We start from the raw sequence: 16,495 nt of genomic DNA, 5'->3' as shown, positions 1-16,495 counted from the left end.
CATGTCTGAGCACCTGATTGAAATACGTGACCTGTCGGTGTCCTTCAGCGGCAACACCGTGGTTAAAAACCTGAGTCTGGATATCCCGGCGGGCGAATGTCTGGCGCTGGTAGGTGAGTCGGGGTCCGGCAAATCGGTGACGGCGCACTCGATCCTGCAACTGTTGCCCCAGGCGGGCACTGTCAGCACCGGCAGCATTCGTTATCGCGGCCAGGAATTGCTGGGTGCCAACGGCAAAGCACTGCGCGAGATTCGCGGCAATCAGATCGCGATGATCTTTCAGGAGCCCATGACCTCGCTCAACCCGCTGCACACCGTGTCCAAGCAGATCGGCGAAACCCTGCTGCTGCACAAAGGAATGACCGGACGTGCCGCGCAGAAACGCATTCTTGAACTGCTGGAACTGGTGGGCATCCAGAACGCCAAGAAACGCCTGAAGGCCTATCCCCATGAGCTTTCCGGCGGCCAGCGGCAACGGGTGATGATCGCCATGGCCCTGGCCTGCGAACCTGAGCTGTTGATTGCCGACGAACCCACCACCGCGCTCGACGTGACTGTTCAGCGCAAAATCCTGCTGCTGCTTAAAGAGCTGCAACAACGGCTGAACATGTCTTTGCTGTTGATCAGCCATGATTTGAACCTTGTGCACAGCATTGCCCAGCGCGTGTGTGTGATGCGCGCGGGCGAGATCGTCGAGCAATCCAACTGCCATTTATTGTTCAAAAACCCGCAGCATCCTTACAGCCGATTATTGCTGGACGCCGAGCCTGCGGGCGAACCACTGCCACGCGATACCCGCGAGAAAGTGCTGGAAGTCGATAATCTGCGGGTCTGGTTTTCATTAGGGGGCGGAATCTTTCGCCGCCATCAGGAATACCTCAAAGCGGTCGATGACATCAGCCTGAGTATCGAGCGCGGCAAAACGTTGGGCATCGTCGGCGAATCGGGCTCAGGTAAATCGACACTTGGTCAGGCAATCCTGCGCCTGCTGGAATCGCGTGGCAGTATCCGCTTCAAGGGCCAGTCGCTGGACACCCTGACCCAGAAGCAAATGCGCCCATGGCGCAAACAGATGCAAGTGGTGTTTCAAGATCCCTATGGCAGCCTCAGCCCGCGCATGTCGGTGGCGCAAATCATCAGCGAAGGGCTGGAGGTGCACAGCGAACTGGACAAGCTCTGCTGTGAAAACGAAGTTATTCGTGTGCTAGAAGAAGTCGGAATCGACCCCTTGAGTCGGCACCGATACCCCCATGAGTTTTCCGGCGGTCAGCGGCAACGTATCGCGATCGCCCGCGCGCTGGTGCTTAAACCTGCCCTTATTCTGCTGGATGAACCGACTTCTGCACTGGACCGTACCGTGCAAAAGCAGGTGGTTGCGCTGTTGCGTCAATTGCAGGAAAAGCACGGCCTGACGTATCTGTTTATCAGCCACGATCTGGCGGTGGTCAGGGCGCTGGCCCATGACCTGATCGTGGTCAAGGACGGCAAGGTGGTCGAGCGCGGCGCCAGCCATGATGTGTTCGATGCACCGCAGCATCCCTACACCCGGGAGTTATTGGCAGCGGCGCACCCAGGTTTTAACTGAGTCAACACAGCAGTCTGTGCGGCCAGATGCCGAAAAAGGAATACGGCGGAACAGTGCATGAAAGACAGTGACAGCCTCAAGGATTACCGACGCGTACGGCGGCTTGCGATCCGTTCGTTGTTCGAAATCATCGAGCAGTCCAGCGAAGGTACTGTAATCGTCGACAAGGAAGCCCGGATCGTCTGGATCAACGAGCGCTACGCCAGGCGCTTTGGTCTGGAGGATGCCAGCCTGGCAGTGGGCCAGCCCTGTGAAAGGGTCATCCCCGGCAGCCTTTTGCGTCAGGTCGCCAGCGATGGCCAACCCATTTTGCTGGACATGATGGACACCGCCAAAGACCCGTTGGTGGTCATGCGTCTGCCCATTCATGACGACGTGGGCGGGCTCATCGGCGCCATCGGCTTTGCGCTGTTCGATGAGCTGCACGCCCTCTCCCCTCTACTCAAGCGTTACCTGAGCATGCAGCAGGAACTGGCCTCGACGCGCTCGCTCTTGCGTGCGCGTCAGGCCAAGTACAGCTTCGCGCACTTCATTGGCACCAGCGCGCCCAGTCTTGAGGTCAAGCGTCGGGCGCGGCGCAGTGCCAGCGCCGAATCGCCGGTCCTGCTGCTCGGCGAAACCGGCACCGGCAAAGAGCTGTTGGCCCATGCCATCCATAACGCCTCGCCGCGAGCGGGCAAACCTTTCGTCAGCATCAACAGCGCGGCAATTCCGGAAACGTTGCTTGAGGCCGAATTTTTCGGTACTGCTCCGGGCGCCTTCACGGGTGCCGAGCGCAAGGGCCGTCACGGCAAACTGCACTTGGCGGAAGGCGGCACACTGTTTCTCGACGAGATCGGCGACATGCCGTTGCCATTGCAGAGCAAGTTACTGCGGGTGTTGCAGGAAAAGGAGTACGAACCGGTCGGCTCCAATCAGATGGTCAAGAGCGATATACGCCTGATCGCGGCGACGTCCACCGACCTTGAAGCTGCGATCAAACGTGGCGAATTTCGCGCTGACCTGTTTTACCGGCTCAGCGTACTGCCGATCCAGGTCCCGCCCCTGCGCGAGCGTCTGGACGACTTGCCAGCCTTGAGTGAAGCGATTCTTGAGGAATTGCGCAGTCAGCATGAACTGGGGCCGGGGGCGATGCACATGCTCGGACAGCACGCCTGGCCTGGCAATATCCGCGAACTGCGCAACGTGCTGGAGCGGGCCGCGCTGCTCAGCGATGACCTGCGGCTAGAGGCCCACGAAATCCGCGCAGCGATCGGTACGCTGGTACCGGTGGAAACCACCCGGCTCAAACCCGACGAGCCCGGCTGTGTTGAGACCTACACCGAGGCCCGACAACGTTTTGATCGGGCATTGATTCAGTCCACGCTTGCCCAGTGCGACGGCAATGTCATTCTTGCCGCCCAGCAATTGGGGCTCGGGCGTTCTACGCTGTACAAGAAGATGGCAGCGCTGGGGATTGTTGAGTCTCGATAAAGAGACTTGAGTCTCTACATGTAGAGCCGGCTATTTCCGACCACCGCCTGCCCAGTGGGAGCGGATCTGTCCGCGAAGAGGCCCTGCCTACCGATGAATATTTGTCGGCTGGACCATTGCTTTCGCGGACAGGTCCGCTCCCACAGAGACCTGCGCTGAACCGAAATCTCTGTTTCGAGACACAATCTTCGAGCAAATCGGCTTACTCCTGAATAAACACTTACAAATCAATCCGTTAACCTGCTGGCACGAATCTCGCTATCGCATCACCAGCGGCTCGACCGCACCTAAAAACAATAACAACAGGAGACACTCAATGAGTGTGATCATTGCCCTGGCAGCCCTGACGCTGCTGATGGTGGCTGCGTATCGTGGTTACAGCGTTATTCTTTTTGCCCCCATCGCCGCCCTTGGCGCGGTGTTGCTGACCGATCCTTCTGCCGTTGCGCCTGCCTTCACCGGGGTGTTCATGGACAAGATGGTCGGGTTCGTCAAACTCTACTTCCCGGTTTTCCTGCTCGGCGCAGTGTTCGGCAAGCTGATCGAACTGTCCGGCTTTTCGCGCTCCATCGTCGCAGCGGCAATCCGTTTGCTCGGCACCAAACAGGCCATGCTGGTGATCGTGCTGGTCTGTGCATTGCTGACCTACGGCGGCGTGTCGTTGTTCGTGGTGGTGTTCGCGGTGTACCCGTTCGCGGCCGAGATGTTTCGCCAGAGCAATATTCCCAAACGGTTGATCCCTGCAACCATTGCCCTCGGCGCATTCTCCTTCACGATGGACGCCTTGCCCGGCACCCCGCAAATCCAGAACATCATCCCCTCGACCTTCTTTAATACCACCGCCTGGGCCGCGCCGTGGCTGGGTTTGATCGGGACGATCTTCGTGTTCTGCGCCGGCATGCTGTTTCTCCAGCGCCAACGCAACAAAGCGCAACGTGCCGGCGAAGGCTATGGCACCGAACTGCGCAATGAGCCCGACACCCCGGAAGACATCAAACTGCCAAACCCGTGGATTGCCCTGGCGCCGCTGTTGCTGGTGGGCATCATGAACCTGCTCTTCACCCACTGGATCCCTCAGTGGTATGGCAAGACCCACACCCTTTCGCTGCCGGGCATGGCCACGCCAGTACAGACCGAAATCGGCAAAATCACCGCCATCTGGGCGGTCGAAGCGGCGTTACTGGTGGGCATCCTGTTCGTACTGATATTCGCCTTCAACGCGGTGCGCACCAAGCTGGCCGAAGGCAGTAAAAGTGCCGTCAGCGGCGCATTGCTGGCGGCCATGAACACGGCGTCGGAATACGGCTTTGGAGCGGTGATCGCTTCCCTGCCCGGCTTTCTGGTGCTGGCAGACGGCTTGAAAAGCATCCCCAATCCGCTGGTGAACGAAGCGATCACCGTGACCTTGCTGGCCGGTATCACCGGTTCCGCGTCAGGCGGCATGAGCATCGCACTGGCGGCGATGTCCGACAGCTTCATCGCCGCTGCCAACGCGGCCAACATCCCGATGGAAGTCCTGCACCGCGTGGCGGCCATGGCCAGCGGCGGCATGGACACGCTGCCGCACAACGGCGCAGTGATCACCTTGCTGGCGGTGACAGGCCTTACCCACCGCGAGGCCTACAAGGACATTTTCAGCATCACCATCATCAAGACCCTGGCGGTCTTCGTGGTGATCGGCACCTTCTATGCAACTGGCATCGTATGAGGAATCGAACATGAGTCTGCACGGCAAAACCGCACTGGTCACCGGGTCCACCAGCGGCATCGGTCTGGGCATCGCGCTGAGCCTGGCCAAGGCCGGGGCCAATCTGGTGCTCAACGGTTTCGGTGACGCTTCGGCGGTCATCGAGCAGGTCAAGCAACACGGCGGCGGCAAGGTCGGCCATCACCCGGCGGATGTCAGCGACGTGGCGCAGATCGCCGACATGATCGCCTACGCCGAGCGCGAGTTCGGCGGCGTCGACATTCTGGTGAACAACGCGGGTATCCAGCACGTCGATTCGGTGGAAGATTTTCCGGTAGAAAGCTGGGACAAGATTATCGCGATCAATCTGTCATCGGTGTTTCACGGCACGCGTCTGGCCTTGCCGGGCATGCGCGCCAAAGGCTGGGGCCGGATCATCAACATCGCCTCAGTGCACGGGTTGGTGGGTTCTACCGGCAAAGCCGCTTATGTGGCGGCCAAACATGGCGTGATCGGTCTGACCAAAGTCGTGGGCCTGGAGACCGCCACCAGCAACGTCACCTGCAACGCGATCTGCCCCGGCTGGGTGCTGACGCCGCTGGTGCAGAAACAGATCGATGATCGCGGCGCTGAGACCGGTGATGTCGAACAGGCGAAAACTGATTTGCTGGCCGAGAAGCAGCCTTCGCTGGAATTCGTCACGCCGTCGCAGTTGGGTGAATTGACGTTGTTTTTGTGCAGCGAGGCCGGCGCGCAGGTGCGTGGCGCGGCATGGAATATTGATGGCGGGTGGTTGGCGCGGTAATCGCCCAAACGGTGTTGTCGGGCGGACATCCCACTGTAGGAGCGAATTCATTCGCGAGACGGCAGATCGGCGCTCCGGGTGCAACCGCCTCGCCAACAAGTTGGCTCCTACAGAATATGTCCTGCGCTCAATCACTTGAAATCCCGGCTGCGCACGTCAAGCCCGGTCAGCAGTGGCGTGAGGTCGAATAGCCGTTGCGCGATGACGTGGCGCACGCCTTTCTGGTATTCGAACTTGCCGAACACCTGCATCAGTTGCGACCCCACCAGCACTTTGCGCTGACGCTCGGCCAAATCCAGCCAGACCACCACGTTGAGCATGCCGTGCTCGTCTTCCAGCGTGACAAACGTTACGCCGCTCGCCGTACCGGGGCGTTGTCGGCCCACTACCAGCCCCGCCACGTTAACAGTGCAACCATGCTCCAGATCCAGCAGGTCTTTGGAGCTGCGAAAGCGTTTGGCCGCCAATTTGCCGCGCAACAACGCCATTGGGTGCGGGCCTAGCGTGGTGCCGAGGGTCTGGTAATCGGCCACCAGATCCTGCGCGACACTGGGCAGCGGCAGCGCCACTTGCGGCTCGTCCGAGGTGCATTGATCGGTGAACAGCGGTCGCTGCGCTTCGACCCCGGCGATTTCCCAACGGGCCCGATGACGATGGCCGATCAAACCCCGCAGTGCGCCGGAATCGGCCAGCGACTCGCGCGCGCGATTGTCCAGAGTGGCGCGCAGGCACAGGTCGGTGGCGTCACTGAACGCCTGATGTGCGCGGGCGATTTCGATGCGTTTGGCGTCTTCCTCACGAAAGCCCCGGATCATGCGCAGGCCCATCCTGATCGCCAGATTCTGGTTGTACTCGCGGCTTTCGACTGGCTCGAGCGAGCAATCCCAGTCGCTGTAACGCACGTCCACCGGGCGAATTTCGATGTGATGGCGTCGGGCGTCCTGAAGCAGTTGATCAGGACTGTAGAAACCCATCGGCCAACTGTTGATCAGCGCGCAGGTGAAGGCGGCGGGCTCATGGCATTTGAGCCAGCAACTGGCGTAAGTCAGCAGCGCAAAGCTGGCGGCGTGGGACTCGGGGAAACCGTAGCTGCCGAAGCCCTTGATCTGTTCGAAAATGCGCGTGATGAATTCGTCGGTATAGCCCTTTTCCGCCATGCGCTGACTGAGCCGAATGCGATGGGGTTCCAGCCCGCCGTGGCGTTTCCAGGCCGCCATGGAACGGCGCAGTTGGTCGGCCTCGCCGGGGGAATAATCAGCGGCGACGATCGCCAGCTGCATCACTTGCTCCTGAAACAGCGGAACGCCCAATGTGCGCTCGAATACGTCCTTGAGCTCTTCGGAGGGATAAACCACCTTTTCCTCACCCATGCGCCGCCGCAGATACGGGTGCACCATGCCGCCCTGAATCGGCCCCGGCCGGACGATGGCCACCTCGATCACCAGATCGTAAAAGGTTTTGGGCTGCAAGCGCGGCAGCATCGACATCTGCGCCCGGGATTCGATCTGAAACACGCCGATGGTGTCGGCGCGGCTGATCATCTCGTAAGTCGGTTTGTCTTCCTGCGGAACAGTCGCCAGCGTCCAGTGCGTCTGGCGATGCAGCTGCACCAGATCGAAGGTGCGGCGTATCGCCGTGAGCATGCCCAACGCCAGAATGTCGACCTTGAGCAGACCGACCAGGTCCAGATCGTCCTTGTCCCACTGAATGATCGTGCGGTCGGCCATGGCCGCGTTTTCAACAGGCACCAACGTGTGCAGCGGATGCTCGGAAATCACGAAACCGCCGGGGTGCTGCGACAGGTGTCGAGGGAAGCCGATCAATTCGCCGGTCAGCGTCATCACTCGACGCAATATCGGGCTGTCCGGATCGAAGCCGCATTCACGCAGGCGTTCGGCAGGCGGCATCGAATCGCTCCAGCGGCTGAAGCAATCGGCCAGCGCGTTGATCTGATCCGGCGGCAAACCCAGCACTTTGGCCACGTCCCTGACCGCGCCAGCCCCGTGATAGGTGCTGGCCACCGCCGTCAGCGCGGCCCTGCCCCGGCCATAACGGCGAAACACGTATTGCAGGACTTCTTCCCGGCGCTCGTGCTCAAAATCCACGTCGATGTCCGGCGGCTCGTTGCGCTCGGTAGAAATGAAGCGCTCGAACAGCAGGTTGCTGGTTTCAGGGTCCAGTTCGGTGATGCGCAAGGCGAAACACACTGAAGAGTTGGCCGCCGAGCCCCGGCCCTGGCACAAAATCCCGCGCTCACGGGCAAAGGCGACAATGTCCTGCACGGTGAGGAAGTAGCTTTCGTACTTCATCTGGGCAATGACTTTCAGCTCTTTTTCAATGTTGGCCCGGGCTTTGGTCGGGACGCCATCGGGCCAGCGAAAGCGCGCGCCCTCCTCGGTCAGTTGGCGCAGCCATGATGTCGCGGTGTGATCCTTGGGCACCAGTTCGTGGGGGTACTCGTATCGCAACTGGCCCAGATCAAACGTGCAGCGCTGGGCAATGCGCAGGGTTTCGGCCAGCAACTGCGAAGGGTAAACGTCCGCCAGCATCGAAAGTGGGCGCAAATGCCGCTCGCCATTGGCAAACAGTCGATGACCGGCTTCGGCGACAGTGGTGTGATGGCGGATGGCGGTCATAGTGTCCTGCAACGCGCGGCGACCTCGGGCATGCATGTGCACATCGCCACAGGCCACGGCGGGAATTCCGGCCTCCCGGGCGAGAGTGAGCAAGTGCGCGAGACGTTTTTCATCGTCCGGCCCACGATGCAGCTCGACACTCAGCCACGCGCTTTTGGGAAATATCCCACGCAGCCATTGGCTCTGTTCACCCAGCGTGGCCGCGTCTTCCTGCAGGTCCGGCACCCACAAGGCCAGCAACCCGCTCATGGGGGTTTTGAAATCCTCGCGCAGCAGTCGGTACTCACCCTTTTTCACCCGCCGACGGCCCTGAGTGATTAGCCCGCATAAGGTCTGATAGCCGGTCAGGTTTTCCACCAGCAGCACGACTTTAGGCCCTTGGTCGATGCACATTTCGCTGCCGATGATCAGCGGCAGTTCGGCATCTTTCGCCGCCTGCCAGGCCCGCACGATGCCGGCCAGGGTGCATTCATCGGTGATTGCCAACGCCTGATAACCGTGCAGCTTTGCCCGCTCGAACAGCTCCTTGGCGCTGGACGCACCTCGCTGAAAGCTGAAATTGGACAGGCAATGTAACTCCGCGTATTCGCCGTTCATGCGAACCAGCCGTGCAGCAACAGGCCGCTGTCGTCACCCACCGGGCGATAGGCCCAGGCGCGCTGGCCAGAGCGGGTTTCGATGAGGAAGTAATCGCGCCGCACATCCCCGCCATCCCACCAGCCGGACTCGATGCGCTCGGGACCTGCCAGCACCCGCACGCTGGATTCATGCAACGGCTCGGGCTCGCGCAACAGCCAACCGGGACGCGGGACAAAAGGTGCGGGACTTGTGGTCTTGCTGATCAGACCCGGCTGCCACGCACATTCCGGGCGATGATCGGCATGGGCGCGCAAGCCGCTGACCGCCTCATCCCCCAGCCGCGCACGCAGCCGTTCGCGCAGTTGCTCCCAGGGCAATGATTGCTGGGGGCGCTCGTCGAACAGCTCGCGGTGGGTGGGCACGAAGGCCGGGAGATCTCGAGCATGCAAGCGCATTGCGCGTACCGGCGCTGGCACCTGAATCTGCTCCAGCCGACCCCGCGCCAGCTCAAACAGCATGTTCACTTCACGTTCGGCGCTGAGCAGTCCGATCGGCACCAAGGTGTCCGGCACGGCACCCGTTACGCTTGGCACATGCTCCAGATGAATGATGAAGCGCTGCACGCCGCTGTCGCGCCCGGCCAGAAACGCCGCCAGATCAGCAATCAAACGCTTGAGCGGAAACAGCAGCGCTTGATGCGACTCCACGTCAAAATTCAGCTCGAGGCGGATATCGAAAAAATCAGGCGGGATGTAACACTCAAGCGCCACGGGCCTGCGCCCGATCAAAGTGTCCAGATGCTGCAACACCTGCGCCGGGAAGCGTCGAGCCAATGTTTCCCGGGGCAATGCCAGCACTTGCCGCAACGTATGCAGGCCCATGCGCGCGAAAGCCGTCGACGCCTCGCGGGTCAGGCCAATGCGGTTGACCGGCATCTGCTCGATGATCTGCAGCAGGCTGTGATTGCAGGTCACTGATAGACCGTCGTGACCATTGGCGAGCATGCGCGCCGCCACCGGGTTGGGCGCCACGACGATGCGGTGAGTGAAGCCCAAAGCCGTCAACTCATGACGCAAGCGCGCTTCAAACACCGGCCACGGACCGAAAAGGCCCAGGCTGGATTCAATCTCCATCAGCAACACGCGGGGGTATTTCAGGCTGACCTGGGAGCTGAAGCGGTACGCCCAGGCGGCCAACAGTCGATGCCAGCGCTCGGTGTCGGCGGGCTCGTATTCGGCCGTGTCGAACCCATGGGTCATGGCATGTGCAGCGGTCAATGACTGACCGGGACGCAGGCCCAGTTCGCGGGCTGCCGCATTGACGGTTTGCAGTACACGACGCTGGGCCGTGCCGCTGACCAGCGCCAGCGGTTGTTCGGGATCGGCGCGACGACGCAAGACGCCGTCCAGCGCCAGTTGCGGCAACAGGACACAGGCCCAGAGCATAGGAACCTCAAGCGTCGGTCGCGAAGGGAATGGGAGTCGGCGGCACCAGACCGCCTCGACATTTGAGCACCCGCAATTGGGTTGGTCGCACGTCGATGGCCAGGCGTAATGCCGCAGGCGACGGATTGGCAGCGGCTTGTTGCGGGCGACAGGCAAACGCCAGGGTTTCGCCGGTTTCAGCGGCCACTTGCAGCCTTCGCAGGGCGCGGTCATCGGCCTTCTTCGGCCAGCACAACACCGCCCCGCAACTGCCCGAACGCAGGCATTGCTCAACCGCCCACAAGGCATCGCGCTCGCTGGCGTCGATTACCGCCAGTTGTCGCAGGTCAATCCCCGCCGCCTGCCAGGCCTGTGGATACGGCACGTAAGGCGGAGCCACCAGCACGATACGTTCGCCGCTGTCGGCCAGTCGGGCGAGGGTCGGCCAGAGCAAGCGCAACTCGCCACTGCCATCGGCCGGAATCAGGATTTCGCTCAGCGCTGACGGCGGCCAGCCACCCATGGGCAATGCGGCATCGAGCAACGCATGCCCGGTGGGTTGCGCAGCGACTGGCTGGACCGCAGGGCGACCTTTCCAGATTCGGCGCTCGTCCAGCAGCGCCTCGAGGCTGACCACTGCGCCCATCATTCGCGTCGCACCAGACCACAGAACACGCCTTCGATAGCGAAATCCTGATCGGGGTGAACGATGATCGGCTCGTAGGCAGGGTTGCGTGGCAGCAAGCGGAATTCGTTGTCGCCTTTCTCCAGGCGCTTGATCGTCACTTCGCCGTCAAGCCGGGCGACAACAATCTGACCATCCTGCGCCTCGACGCTTTGCAGGATACCCACCAGATCGCCATCGAAAATGCCATCCTCGATCATCGAGTCACCTTTGACTCGCAACAGGTAATCCGGGACCCGGGTAAACGTGCTGCGGTCCAGCAGCAGCGTGTCATGTGTGTCGATATCAGGCCCGATGGGCAAGCCCGCTGCTACGCGACCGAGTACGGGCAGCTCCAGTAATTCAGGTCTGGGGCTGGCAGACACCAGTCGAATGCCCCGCGCCTGATTGGCGGTGACTTCGATCAGACCAGCATCGGTCAACGCCACAATGTGCTTGCGCGCCACACTGCGCGACGCAAACCCGAAGGCTTCGGAGATTTCGGCAAGGCTCGGCGGCTGTCCGTTCTGCGCTATGCGGTCACGGATAAAGGCGAGGATTTGGGTACGGCGGGGAGATAAGGTCGTCATGGAGTACATTTGTACTCCATTGAAAGGTTTTTTGGCTAGGGCCTTTGGTCAGGGAAGATTTTGAAGTGAAGACCAGGCCTGTAGGAGTGAGCTTGCTTGCGATTGGGGTTTACCAGACGACACATGCGTTACCGGCACACCGCCATCGCGAGCAAGCCGTGCTCCTACGGCCTGCGGCCAGAATCAAAAGCGCAATGCAGCTGCCCTAAAACAACAAACCCTGCACGGCATTCTCAACCGCCACCCGCTTTTTCAACCGATTTCCATCCCACCCCTCAAGCCTCAACAACAACTCTTTCGCCGCCAACCCACCCGCAAAACCAGTCAATTCACCGGACATGCCAATCACCCGATGGCACGGGGCGATGATCGAAATCGGATTTTTACCGTTGGCCGCGCCCACCGCCCTGACCGCCGCCGGGCTGCCGATTTGCAAGGCGATCTGGCTGTAGGTGCGGGTTTCGCCGAAGGGGATGGTCAACAGCGCCTGCCAGACTTTCTTTTGAAAGTCGGTGCCAGAAAAGTCCAGGTCGAGTTCAAAACAGTTACGCGTCCCAGCGAAGTACTCGTTCAACTGCTGTTCGGTACGCTGGAGAACTTCGCTGTTCGGATCATCCGACATGGGGCCAAGGCGGATGCGGTTTGGGCGGTCGTTCTCCCAAAGGATGGCGACCAGATTGTTGCCTTTGGCGACGAGTTTCAGTTGGCCCACTGGGGAAGCCATGTAGCGGCAGGTGAGGGACATGGGGTGTTCCTGATAACGTTGCGCGACACGATTTCAATCGTACTGGCCGGAGCAAACCGAAATCTTACCCCCGCACAACGCTGTAATCACGCGCGCCGTTGCAGCGACTCAAGTCGGGCAACCCACCTCACCGCCATCAAGATTCTGCTTGTAGTTCTCATATTCCAGCGATGCCTTGCCGTTGACCCACTTCAAGGTCAGGACCAGCACCGAATCAAAGTCATCGCCGACCCAGTCGTCCAGCAGCTTGACCTTTTTCCCGGACGCTTCTTCAGCCACCTTGTTGATCAGTTCCGGCAGATAGCCGTGGGACCAGGCGGTGTAGATGGTGGCGTCGTGGTATTTGTCGCGCATGAACTCGTCAGCCAGATCGCTGGTGTCGTTGGCGGCGAAGTCGATGTTGACCGGCAAGCCTAGCTTGATGGCGCTGGGACTGATGGTCATCAGGGGGCGCAGGTAGCTGTAGGAATGATCACCCTCGCCTTCTTCCACATGCCGGCTTGGGTTGGCGGCGAAGATGAAGTTGGCGTTGCCAAACTCTTTGGGCAGCAAGGTCGAGAGGTCGATGGCGCGGTTCAAACCCTGGCAGTTCAACTGGCCAAGGCCCATGTCGGGTTTTTCGGCGTGGCGCAGGAAAACCAGGGTTTGCGTGCCGTTTTTCGGCTCGGCGTGTACGCCCCTGCCCACCGAGAAGAACACCACGGCAGAGCAAAGAAGCAATACGGGTAATAGAAAATAGGCGATGCGCCGCAAGGGGTGGGATAACGCTGAGGACTTGAAAAAGGTCATGATGGCCTGAGTTCTTATAGTACGTGGTGGGCGCCTGCGGCCCGGCTACTACGTCCTTGTGAGCTGGCTGTTTGATACTCGCCACAGCTTGGCAGCGATTTATTGCGATATGAAGAATGAGGGTAAGAGGCGAAAACGCCTGAAAGGTTGCACGTAAGTACCTGATTGAGCGAAATAATCGCCGAACGGTCGGTATATTCCGCAGGCTTCCCGGATGGGGATCATACCCTTATCCGCCAGCAATCATCTGCGCAGGCTACAGACCACCGCACTGACGACCACTGCCAACCCCGCCAGCGAATACACCCAGGACGCCGAAGCAACCGGCAGCAACACCCCGGCCAGCAAAGGCCCAACCCCTGCTCCGACGTCGCGCCAGACCGCATTAGCCGCCAACGCCTGAACCCGCCCGGCGCCCGGATTGCGTTGCGCAACCAAGGTCGTGACCAAGGGCAATTGCAGTGCCCGCAGGATCAGCACGCCACCGGCACCGATGATCAGCCAGTGAAAGCCGAATGCGGTCAGGGCAACAGCAGTCAGCGCGGAAAACACCACCAGCATTTGCACCGCGCCGAACGTATCGGCGGCGCGTCCCCCGAGCGGGCTCAGGAGCATTTCTGAGGCGTAACGCAGGGCCAGCAGCACTCCCGCGATGAATACGGCATTGCCGCCAAGTACCGCTTGCGCCTGCAACGACAAGCCGAAGATGAACAAACCATCCAGCGCCACGCCTTCGACGAATGACCACACGGCCACGCTGTCCGGCATCTTGAAGCGACGGCCGCTGGCAGGCGGCATGGCATGGGCCTTGTCGGGCAAGCCTCTTGCGACCCACAGCCCCAGCAACGAGGCAAACGCCAGAATGAGAAAGATCAACCGGGGCCCGAAATGCAGACTGATCAACGCCCCGACGGGCAAGGCTATCATCGGCCCGATGGCAATCAACGCTCGCGAGCGTCCTGAGCGTCGGGCCGCGCCGCCCGGTTCGGAGGTGGCCAGCACTTGAGTGGAGAGGTTGAGCGCAGCGTAGGCCAGGCCCCACCCCAGACGCAGGATCAATAGCCACCAGAAGCCGGAAATGAATGAGTTGCCCAGCGCGCAAACTGCGGCAACAGCCGCCGCCAGCATCACGGTGGGGCGATCGCCTCGGCTGGCGAAGAAGCGCACCACGTAGCTGTAGCCGAAAATACGCACCAGCCGATTGGCGGCGAGAAGTACCCCGGCCTGTGCCAGAGAAATACCGAAAGCGTCGGCATTCATCGGGAGCAACAGGTACAGCAGGACATCGCTGGGCAGGCACAGACTGAGAACGATCGCGGAGCGGCGGGAAGCGTGGTCGGCGTCACGGGCAGCGGCAGACATGCGCAGAAAGATCCTGAAACAAACAGACCGCTAGGATGCTGTGCCAGCACTCATCTGACAACCTGCGTGTGACGATTTTGTTGCAGCGTCACTCAGGTGTCTGCCCAGCAACAGCGCATCAACAGAGTGTTGCTAAATCACTCATCAAATCCCCCTCTGCTCGACATCCAGCCTGCGCATTCGCATGTCCGGCAACATGGCACAGAGCCTGCAATATTCCATTTAAATCGCAACCAAGCACGTTCACTGCTCATTTCGAAATAAGCATTGAACGACGCCGACCCTGAACGCTGAATGGACAACAACGATGACCCAACTCCCCCGCTTAAACGCGCTGCGCCTACCTTTCAACGGTTTGGCCGCAGCCTTCGCCCTGGCCTTGGGTCTGCAATCGAGCGTCCAAGCCGCCGAAGCGCCGCCCGCCGAAGTGCATCTGGATTACGCCTATTATTCGCCCGTGAGCCTGGTGCTCAGGCATTTCGGCTGGCTGGAAAAAGCGCTGCCGCAATCGAAAGTGACGTGGGTGTTCAGCCAGGGTAGCAACCGATCGCTGGAATACCTGAACAGCGGCGGCGTGGACTTCGCTTCTTCGGCCAGCCTTTCAGCGGTATTGGCACGGGCCAACGGCAGCCCGATCAAATCGGTCTACGTGTACAGCCGCGCCGAGTGGACCGCCTTGGTGGTGCGCAAGAATTCAACCCTGCAAAACGTCGCCGACCTCAAGGGCAAGAAGATCGCGGCCACCAAAGGCACCGACCCGTACCTGTTTACCCTGCGCGCCCTGCAGCAGGCGCACCTGAGCAAAGACGACGTTGAACTGCTGCACTTGCAACACCCGGACGGTCGCATCGCGCTGGAAAAAGGCGACGTCGACGCGTGGGCCGGACTCGACCCGCACATGGCCGCCAGCGAAATCCAGGCCGGTTCGCGCTTGCTCTATCGCAACAAAGACTTCAACAGCTATGGAGTGGTCAGCGTCACCGAGACCTACGCCAAGGAACACCCTGAAGCCATCAAAACCGTGTTGAGCGCGTACGAAAAAGCCCGTGAGTGGGCGCAGAAGAACCCTGAAGAGTTCGCCAAACTGCTGTCCACCGAGTCAGGCTTGCCACTGGATGTCGCCAAACTGCAATTGACCCGCACCGACATCAACAGCCCGCAACTGACCGACAAAGACGTCACCGCCTCCAAGGGCGCAGCGCCGATCCTGGTGTCCGAAGAACTGGTGCGCAAAGGCGTGAACGTTGATCAGGTCATCGACCAACTGATCGATCCGAGCTTTTCCAAAGCGGTAATCGGCAAGCCATGAAAACGTTGAACGGTCAGTGGCGCACCCGCCTCAAGGGCCTTGCAGTCCCGGTGGCGATCATTGTCCTGCTGGAAATCGTCGTACGCATCGGCTGGGTGCCGTCCTACCAGATGCCGGCGCCCAGCGAGATCGCCATGACCCTGACCGACCTGGCCAATGGCGCGCTGTGGAAACACATCGGCGCCAGCTTGATCCGGGTACTGAGCGGCTTTGCCATCGGCGCCAGCCTGGCACTGTTTTTTGCCGCCTGGGTAGGACTGAGCCGGGAAGCTGAAGCCTATCTGGAGCCGACATTCGCAGGGCTGCGCTCGATTCCGAGTCTGGCCTGGGTGCCGCTGTTGCTGCTGTGGCTGGGTATCGGCGAGACCTCGAAAGTGGTGCTGATCGCCATCGGTGCATTCTTTCCGGTGTACCTCAACGGCGTCGCGGCGATTCGCGGCATCGACCGCAAACTGGTGGAGGTCGGTCAGGTGTTCGGCTTCAGTCAGAGGCAAATGACCCTGCACGTCTTTCTCCCCGCCGCCATGCCCGGTTTGTTCACCGGATTGCGCAGCGGGCTAAGTCTGTCGTGGATGTTTCTGGTGGCCGCCGAATTGATCGCCGCCACTAAAGGCCTTGGTTATTTGCTCAGCGACGGCCGTGAAACCTCAAGGCCGGATATCGTGCTGGCGGCAATCATCGTCCTCGCTGTATTGGGCAAACTGAGCGATGGCGTACTGGCTGCGCTGGAAAAACGCTTCCTTGCCTGGCGTGATTCCTACAGTGGCACCAGCAAATCCCCTGCCCGCTTGACCCCCGATTCCGCCAAGCTGAAACCCCTTCAGGAATAACCTTTCATCTGAAGCTG

General features: G+C 60.6%; 13 protein-coding genes. 6 read left to right on the top strand and 7 right to left on the bottom strand.

Going from position 1 to position 16,495, the window contains the following annotated elements; genetic code table 11:
- The first annotated feature begins 1 nt into the window (after position 1).
- The 4 genes from ACWKWM_RS03090 (at position 2) to ACWKWM_RS03075 (ending at position 5,550) form a co-directional block, all read left to right on the top strand.
- Positions 2-1,585 carry an ABC transporter ATP-binding protein gene (locus ACWKWM_RS03090; protein ID WP_483844703.1) on the top strand — a complete coding sequence of 528 codons (1,584 nt, stop codon included), beginning with the start codon at positions 2-4 and terminating at the stop codon, positions 1,583-1,585.
- Between the two features lie 57 nt (positions 1,586-1,642).
- The gene (locus ACWKWM_RS03085; RefSeq protein ID WP_483844702.1) at positions 1,643-3,058 is read left to right on the top strand and encodes a sigma-54 interaction domain-containing protein; all 1,416 of its coding nucleotides are present in this window, start codon (positions 1,643-1,645) and stop codon (positions 3,056-3,058) included.
- A gap of 316 nt (positions 3,059-3,374) precedes the next feature.
- Positions 3,375-4,766, top strand: a complete 1,392-nt coding sequence (locus tag ACWKWM_RS03080) for a GntP family permease (RefSeq protein ID WP_483844701.1) — start codon at positions 3,375-3,377, stop codon at positions 4,764-4,766.
- Between the two features lie 10 nt (positions 4,767-4,776).
- Positions 4,777-5,550, top strand: coding sequence for a 3-hydroxybutyrate dehydrogenase (locus ACWKWM_RS03075; RefSeq protein ID WP_483844700.1), 774 nt, complete (start codon positions 4,777-4,779; stop codon positions 5,548-5,550).
- Between the two features lie 131 nt (positions 5,551-5,681).
- Here the strand turns inward: ACWKWM_RS03075 and ACWKWM_RS03070 are convergent, their stop codons facing one another.
- The 7 genes from ACWKWM_RS03070 to ACWKWM_RS03040 all read right to left on the bottom strand — a co-directional run bounded on the left by ACWKWM_RS03070 (position 5,682) and on the right by ACWKWM_RS03040 (position 14,339).
- Positions 5,682-8,783 carry an error-prone DNA polymerase gene (locus tag ACWKWM_RS03070; protein WP_483844699.1) on the bottom strand — a complete coding sequence of 1,034 codons (3,102 nt, stop codon included), beginning with the start codon at positions 8,781-8,783 and terminating at the stop codon, positions 5,682-5,684.
- The gene (locus ACWKWM_RS03065; protein WP_483844698.1) at positions 8,780-10,210 is read right to left on the bottom strand and encodes a Y-family DNA polymerase; all 1,431 of its coding nucleotides are present in this window, start codon (positions 10,208-10,210) and stop codon (positions 8,780-8,782) included. The genes ACWKWM_RS03070 and ACWKWM_RS03065 overlap by 4 nt, the downstream gene beginning before the upstream one ends.
- Positions 10,211-10,217: 7 nt before the next feature.
- Positions 10,218-10,835: a translesion DNA synthesis-associated protein ImuA gene (imuA, locus tag ACWKWM_RS03060; protein WP_483844977.1), complete on the bottom strand. Its 618-nt coding sequence runs from the start codon at positions 10,833-10,835 to the stop codon at positions 10,218-10,220.
- Positions 10,835-11,452 carry a transcriptional repressor LexA gene (gene lexA, locus ACWKWM_RS03055; RefSeq protein ID WP_483844697.1) on the bottom strand — a complete coding sequence of 206 codons (618 nt, stop codon included), beginning with the start codon at positions 11,450-11,452 and terminating at the stop codon, positions 10,835-10,837. The genes imuA and lexA overlap by 1 nt, the downstream gene beginning before the upstream one ends.
- A gap of 196 nt (positions 11,453-11,648) precedes the next feature.
- The gene (locus ACWKWM_RS03050) at positions 11,649-12,188 is read right to left on the bottom strand and encodes a methylated-DNA--[protein]-cysteine S-methyltransferase (RefSeq protein WP_483844696.1); all 540 of its coding nucleotides are present in this window, start codon (positions 12,186-12,188) and stop codon (positions 11,649-11,651) included.
- A gap of 108 nt (positions 12,189-12,296) precedes the next feature.
- Positions 12,297-12,977, bottom strand: coding sequence for a hypothetical protein (locus ACWKWM_RS03045; protein WP_483844695.1), 681 nt, complete (start codon positions 12,975-12,977; stop codon positions 12,297-12,299).
- Between the two features lie 243 nt (positions 12,978-13,220).
- Complete coding sequence (locus tag ACWKWM_RS03040; RefSeq protein ID WP_483844694.1) at positions 13,221-14,339, bottom strand: MFS transporter; 1,119 nt, start codon at positions 14,337-14,339, stop codon at positions 13,221-13,223.
- Positions 14,340-14,646: 307 nt separating this feature from the next.
- Here ACWKWM_RS03040 and ACWKWM_RS03035 point away from each other — a divergent pair, with 307 nt between their 5' ends.
- Together ACWKWM_RS03035 and ACWKWM_RS03030 are read left to right on the top strand one after the other, a co-directional pair.
- Positions 14,647-15,648, top strand: coding sequence for an aliphatic sulfonate ABC transporter substrate-binding protein (locus ACWKWM_RS03035; protein WP_483844693.1), 1,002 nt, complete (start codon positions 14,647-14,649; stop codon positions 15,646-15,648).
- Complete coding sequence (locus tag ACWKWM_RS03030) at positions 15,645-16,478, top strand: ABC transporter permease (RefSeq protein WP_483844692.1); 834 nt, start codon at positions 15,645-15,647, stop codon at positions 16,476-16,478. Before ACWKWM_RS03035 ends, ACWKWM_RS03030 begins: the two co-directional genes overlap by 4 nt.
- The last annotated feature ends 17 nt before the right edge of the window (positions 16,479-16,495 follow it).

The sequence above is a fragment of the Pseudomonas rosaeacicularis genome (assembly GCF_057128745.1).
The sequence above is the reverse complement of the archived record's forward strand: the minus strand, read 5'-3'. Positions and strand labels throughout refer to the sequence as shown.

Bases quoted from the DNA above. Each gene is read 5' to 3' on its own strand.
- ACWKWM_RS03090 (WP_483844703.1), top strand. From the start codon at position 2: ATGTCTGAGCACCTGATTGAAATACGTGACCTGTCGGTGTCCTTCAGC.
- ACWKWM_RS03085 (WP_483844702.1), top strand. From the start codon at position 1,643: ATGAAAGACAGTGACAGCCTCAAGGATTACCGACGCGTACGGCGGCTT.
- ACWKWM_RS03080 (WP_483844701.1), top strand. From the start codon at position 3,375: ATGAGTGTGATCATTGCCCTGGCAGCCCTGACGCTGCTGATGGTGGCT.
- ACWKWM_RS03075 (WP_483844700.1), top strand. From the start codon at position 4,777: ATGAGTCTGCACGGCAAAACCGCACTGGTCACCGGGTCCACCAGCGGC.
- ACWKWM_RS03070 (WP_483844699.1), bottom strand. From the start codon at position 8,783: ATGAACGGCGAATACGCGGAGTTACATTGCCTGTCCAATTTCAGCTTT.
- ACWKWM_RS03065 (WP_483844698.1), bottom strand. From the start codon at position 10,210: ATGCTCTGGGCCTGTGTCCTGTTGCCGCAACTGGCGCTGGACGGCGTC.
- imuA (WP_483844977.1), bottom strand. From the start codon at position 10,835: ATGGGCGCAGTGGTCAGCCTCGAGGCGCTGCTGGACGAGCGCCGAATC.
- lexA (WP_483844697.1), bottom strand. From the start codon at position 11,452: ATGTACTCCATGACGACCTTATCTCCCCGCCGTACCCAAATCCTCGCC.
- ACWKWM_RS03050 (WP_483844696.1), bottom strand. From the start codon at position 12,188: ATGTCCCTCACCTGCCGCTACATGGCTTCCCCAGTGGGCCAACTGAAA.
- ACWKWM_RS03045 (WP_483844695.1), bottom strand. From the start codon at position 12,977: ATGACCTTTTTCAAGTCCTCAGCGTTATCCCACCCCTTGCGGCGCATC.
- ACWKWM_RS03040 (WP_483844694.1), bottom strand. From the start codon at position 14,339: ATGTCTGCCGCTGCCCGTGACGCCGACCACGCTTCCCGCCGCTCCGCG.
- ACWKWM_RS03035 (WP_483844693.1), top strand. From the start codon at position 14,647: ATGACCCAACTCCCCCGCTTAAACGCGCTGCGCCTACCTTTCAACGGT.
- ACWKWM_RS03030 (WP_483844692.1), top strand. From the start codon at position 15,645: ATGAAAACGTTGAACGGTCAGTGGCGCACCCGCCTCAAGGGCCTTGCA.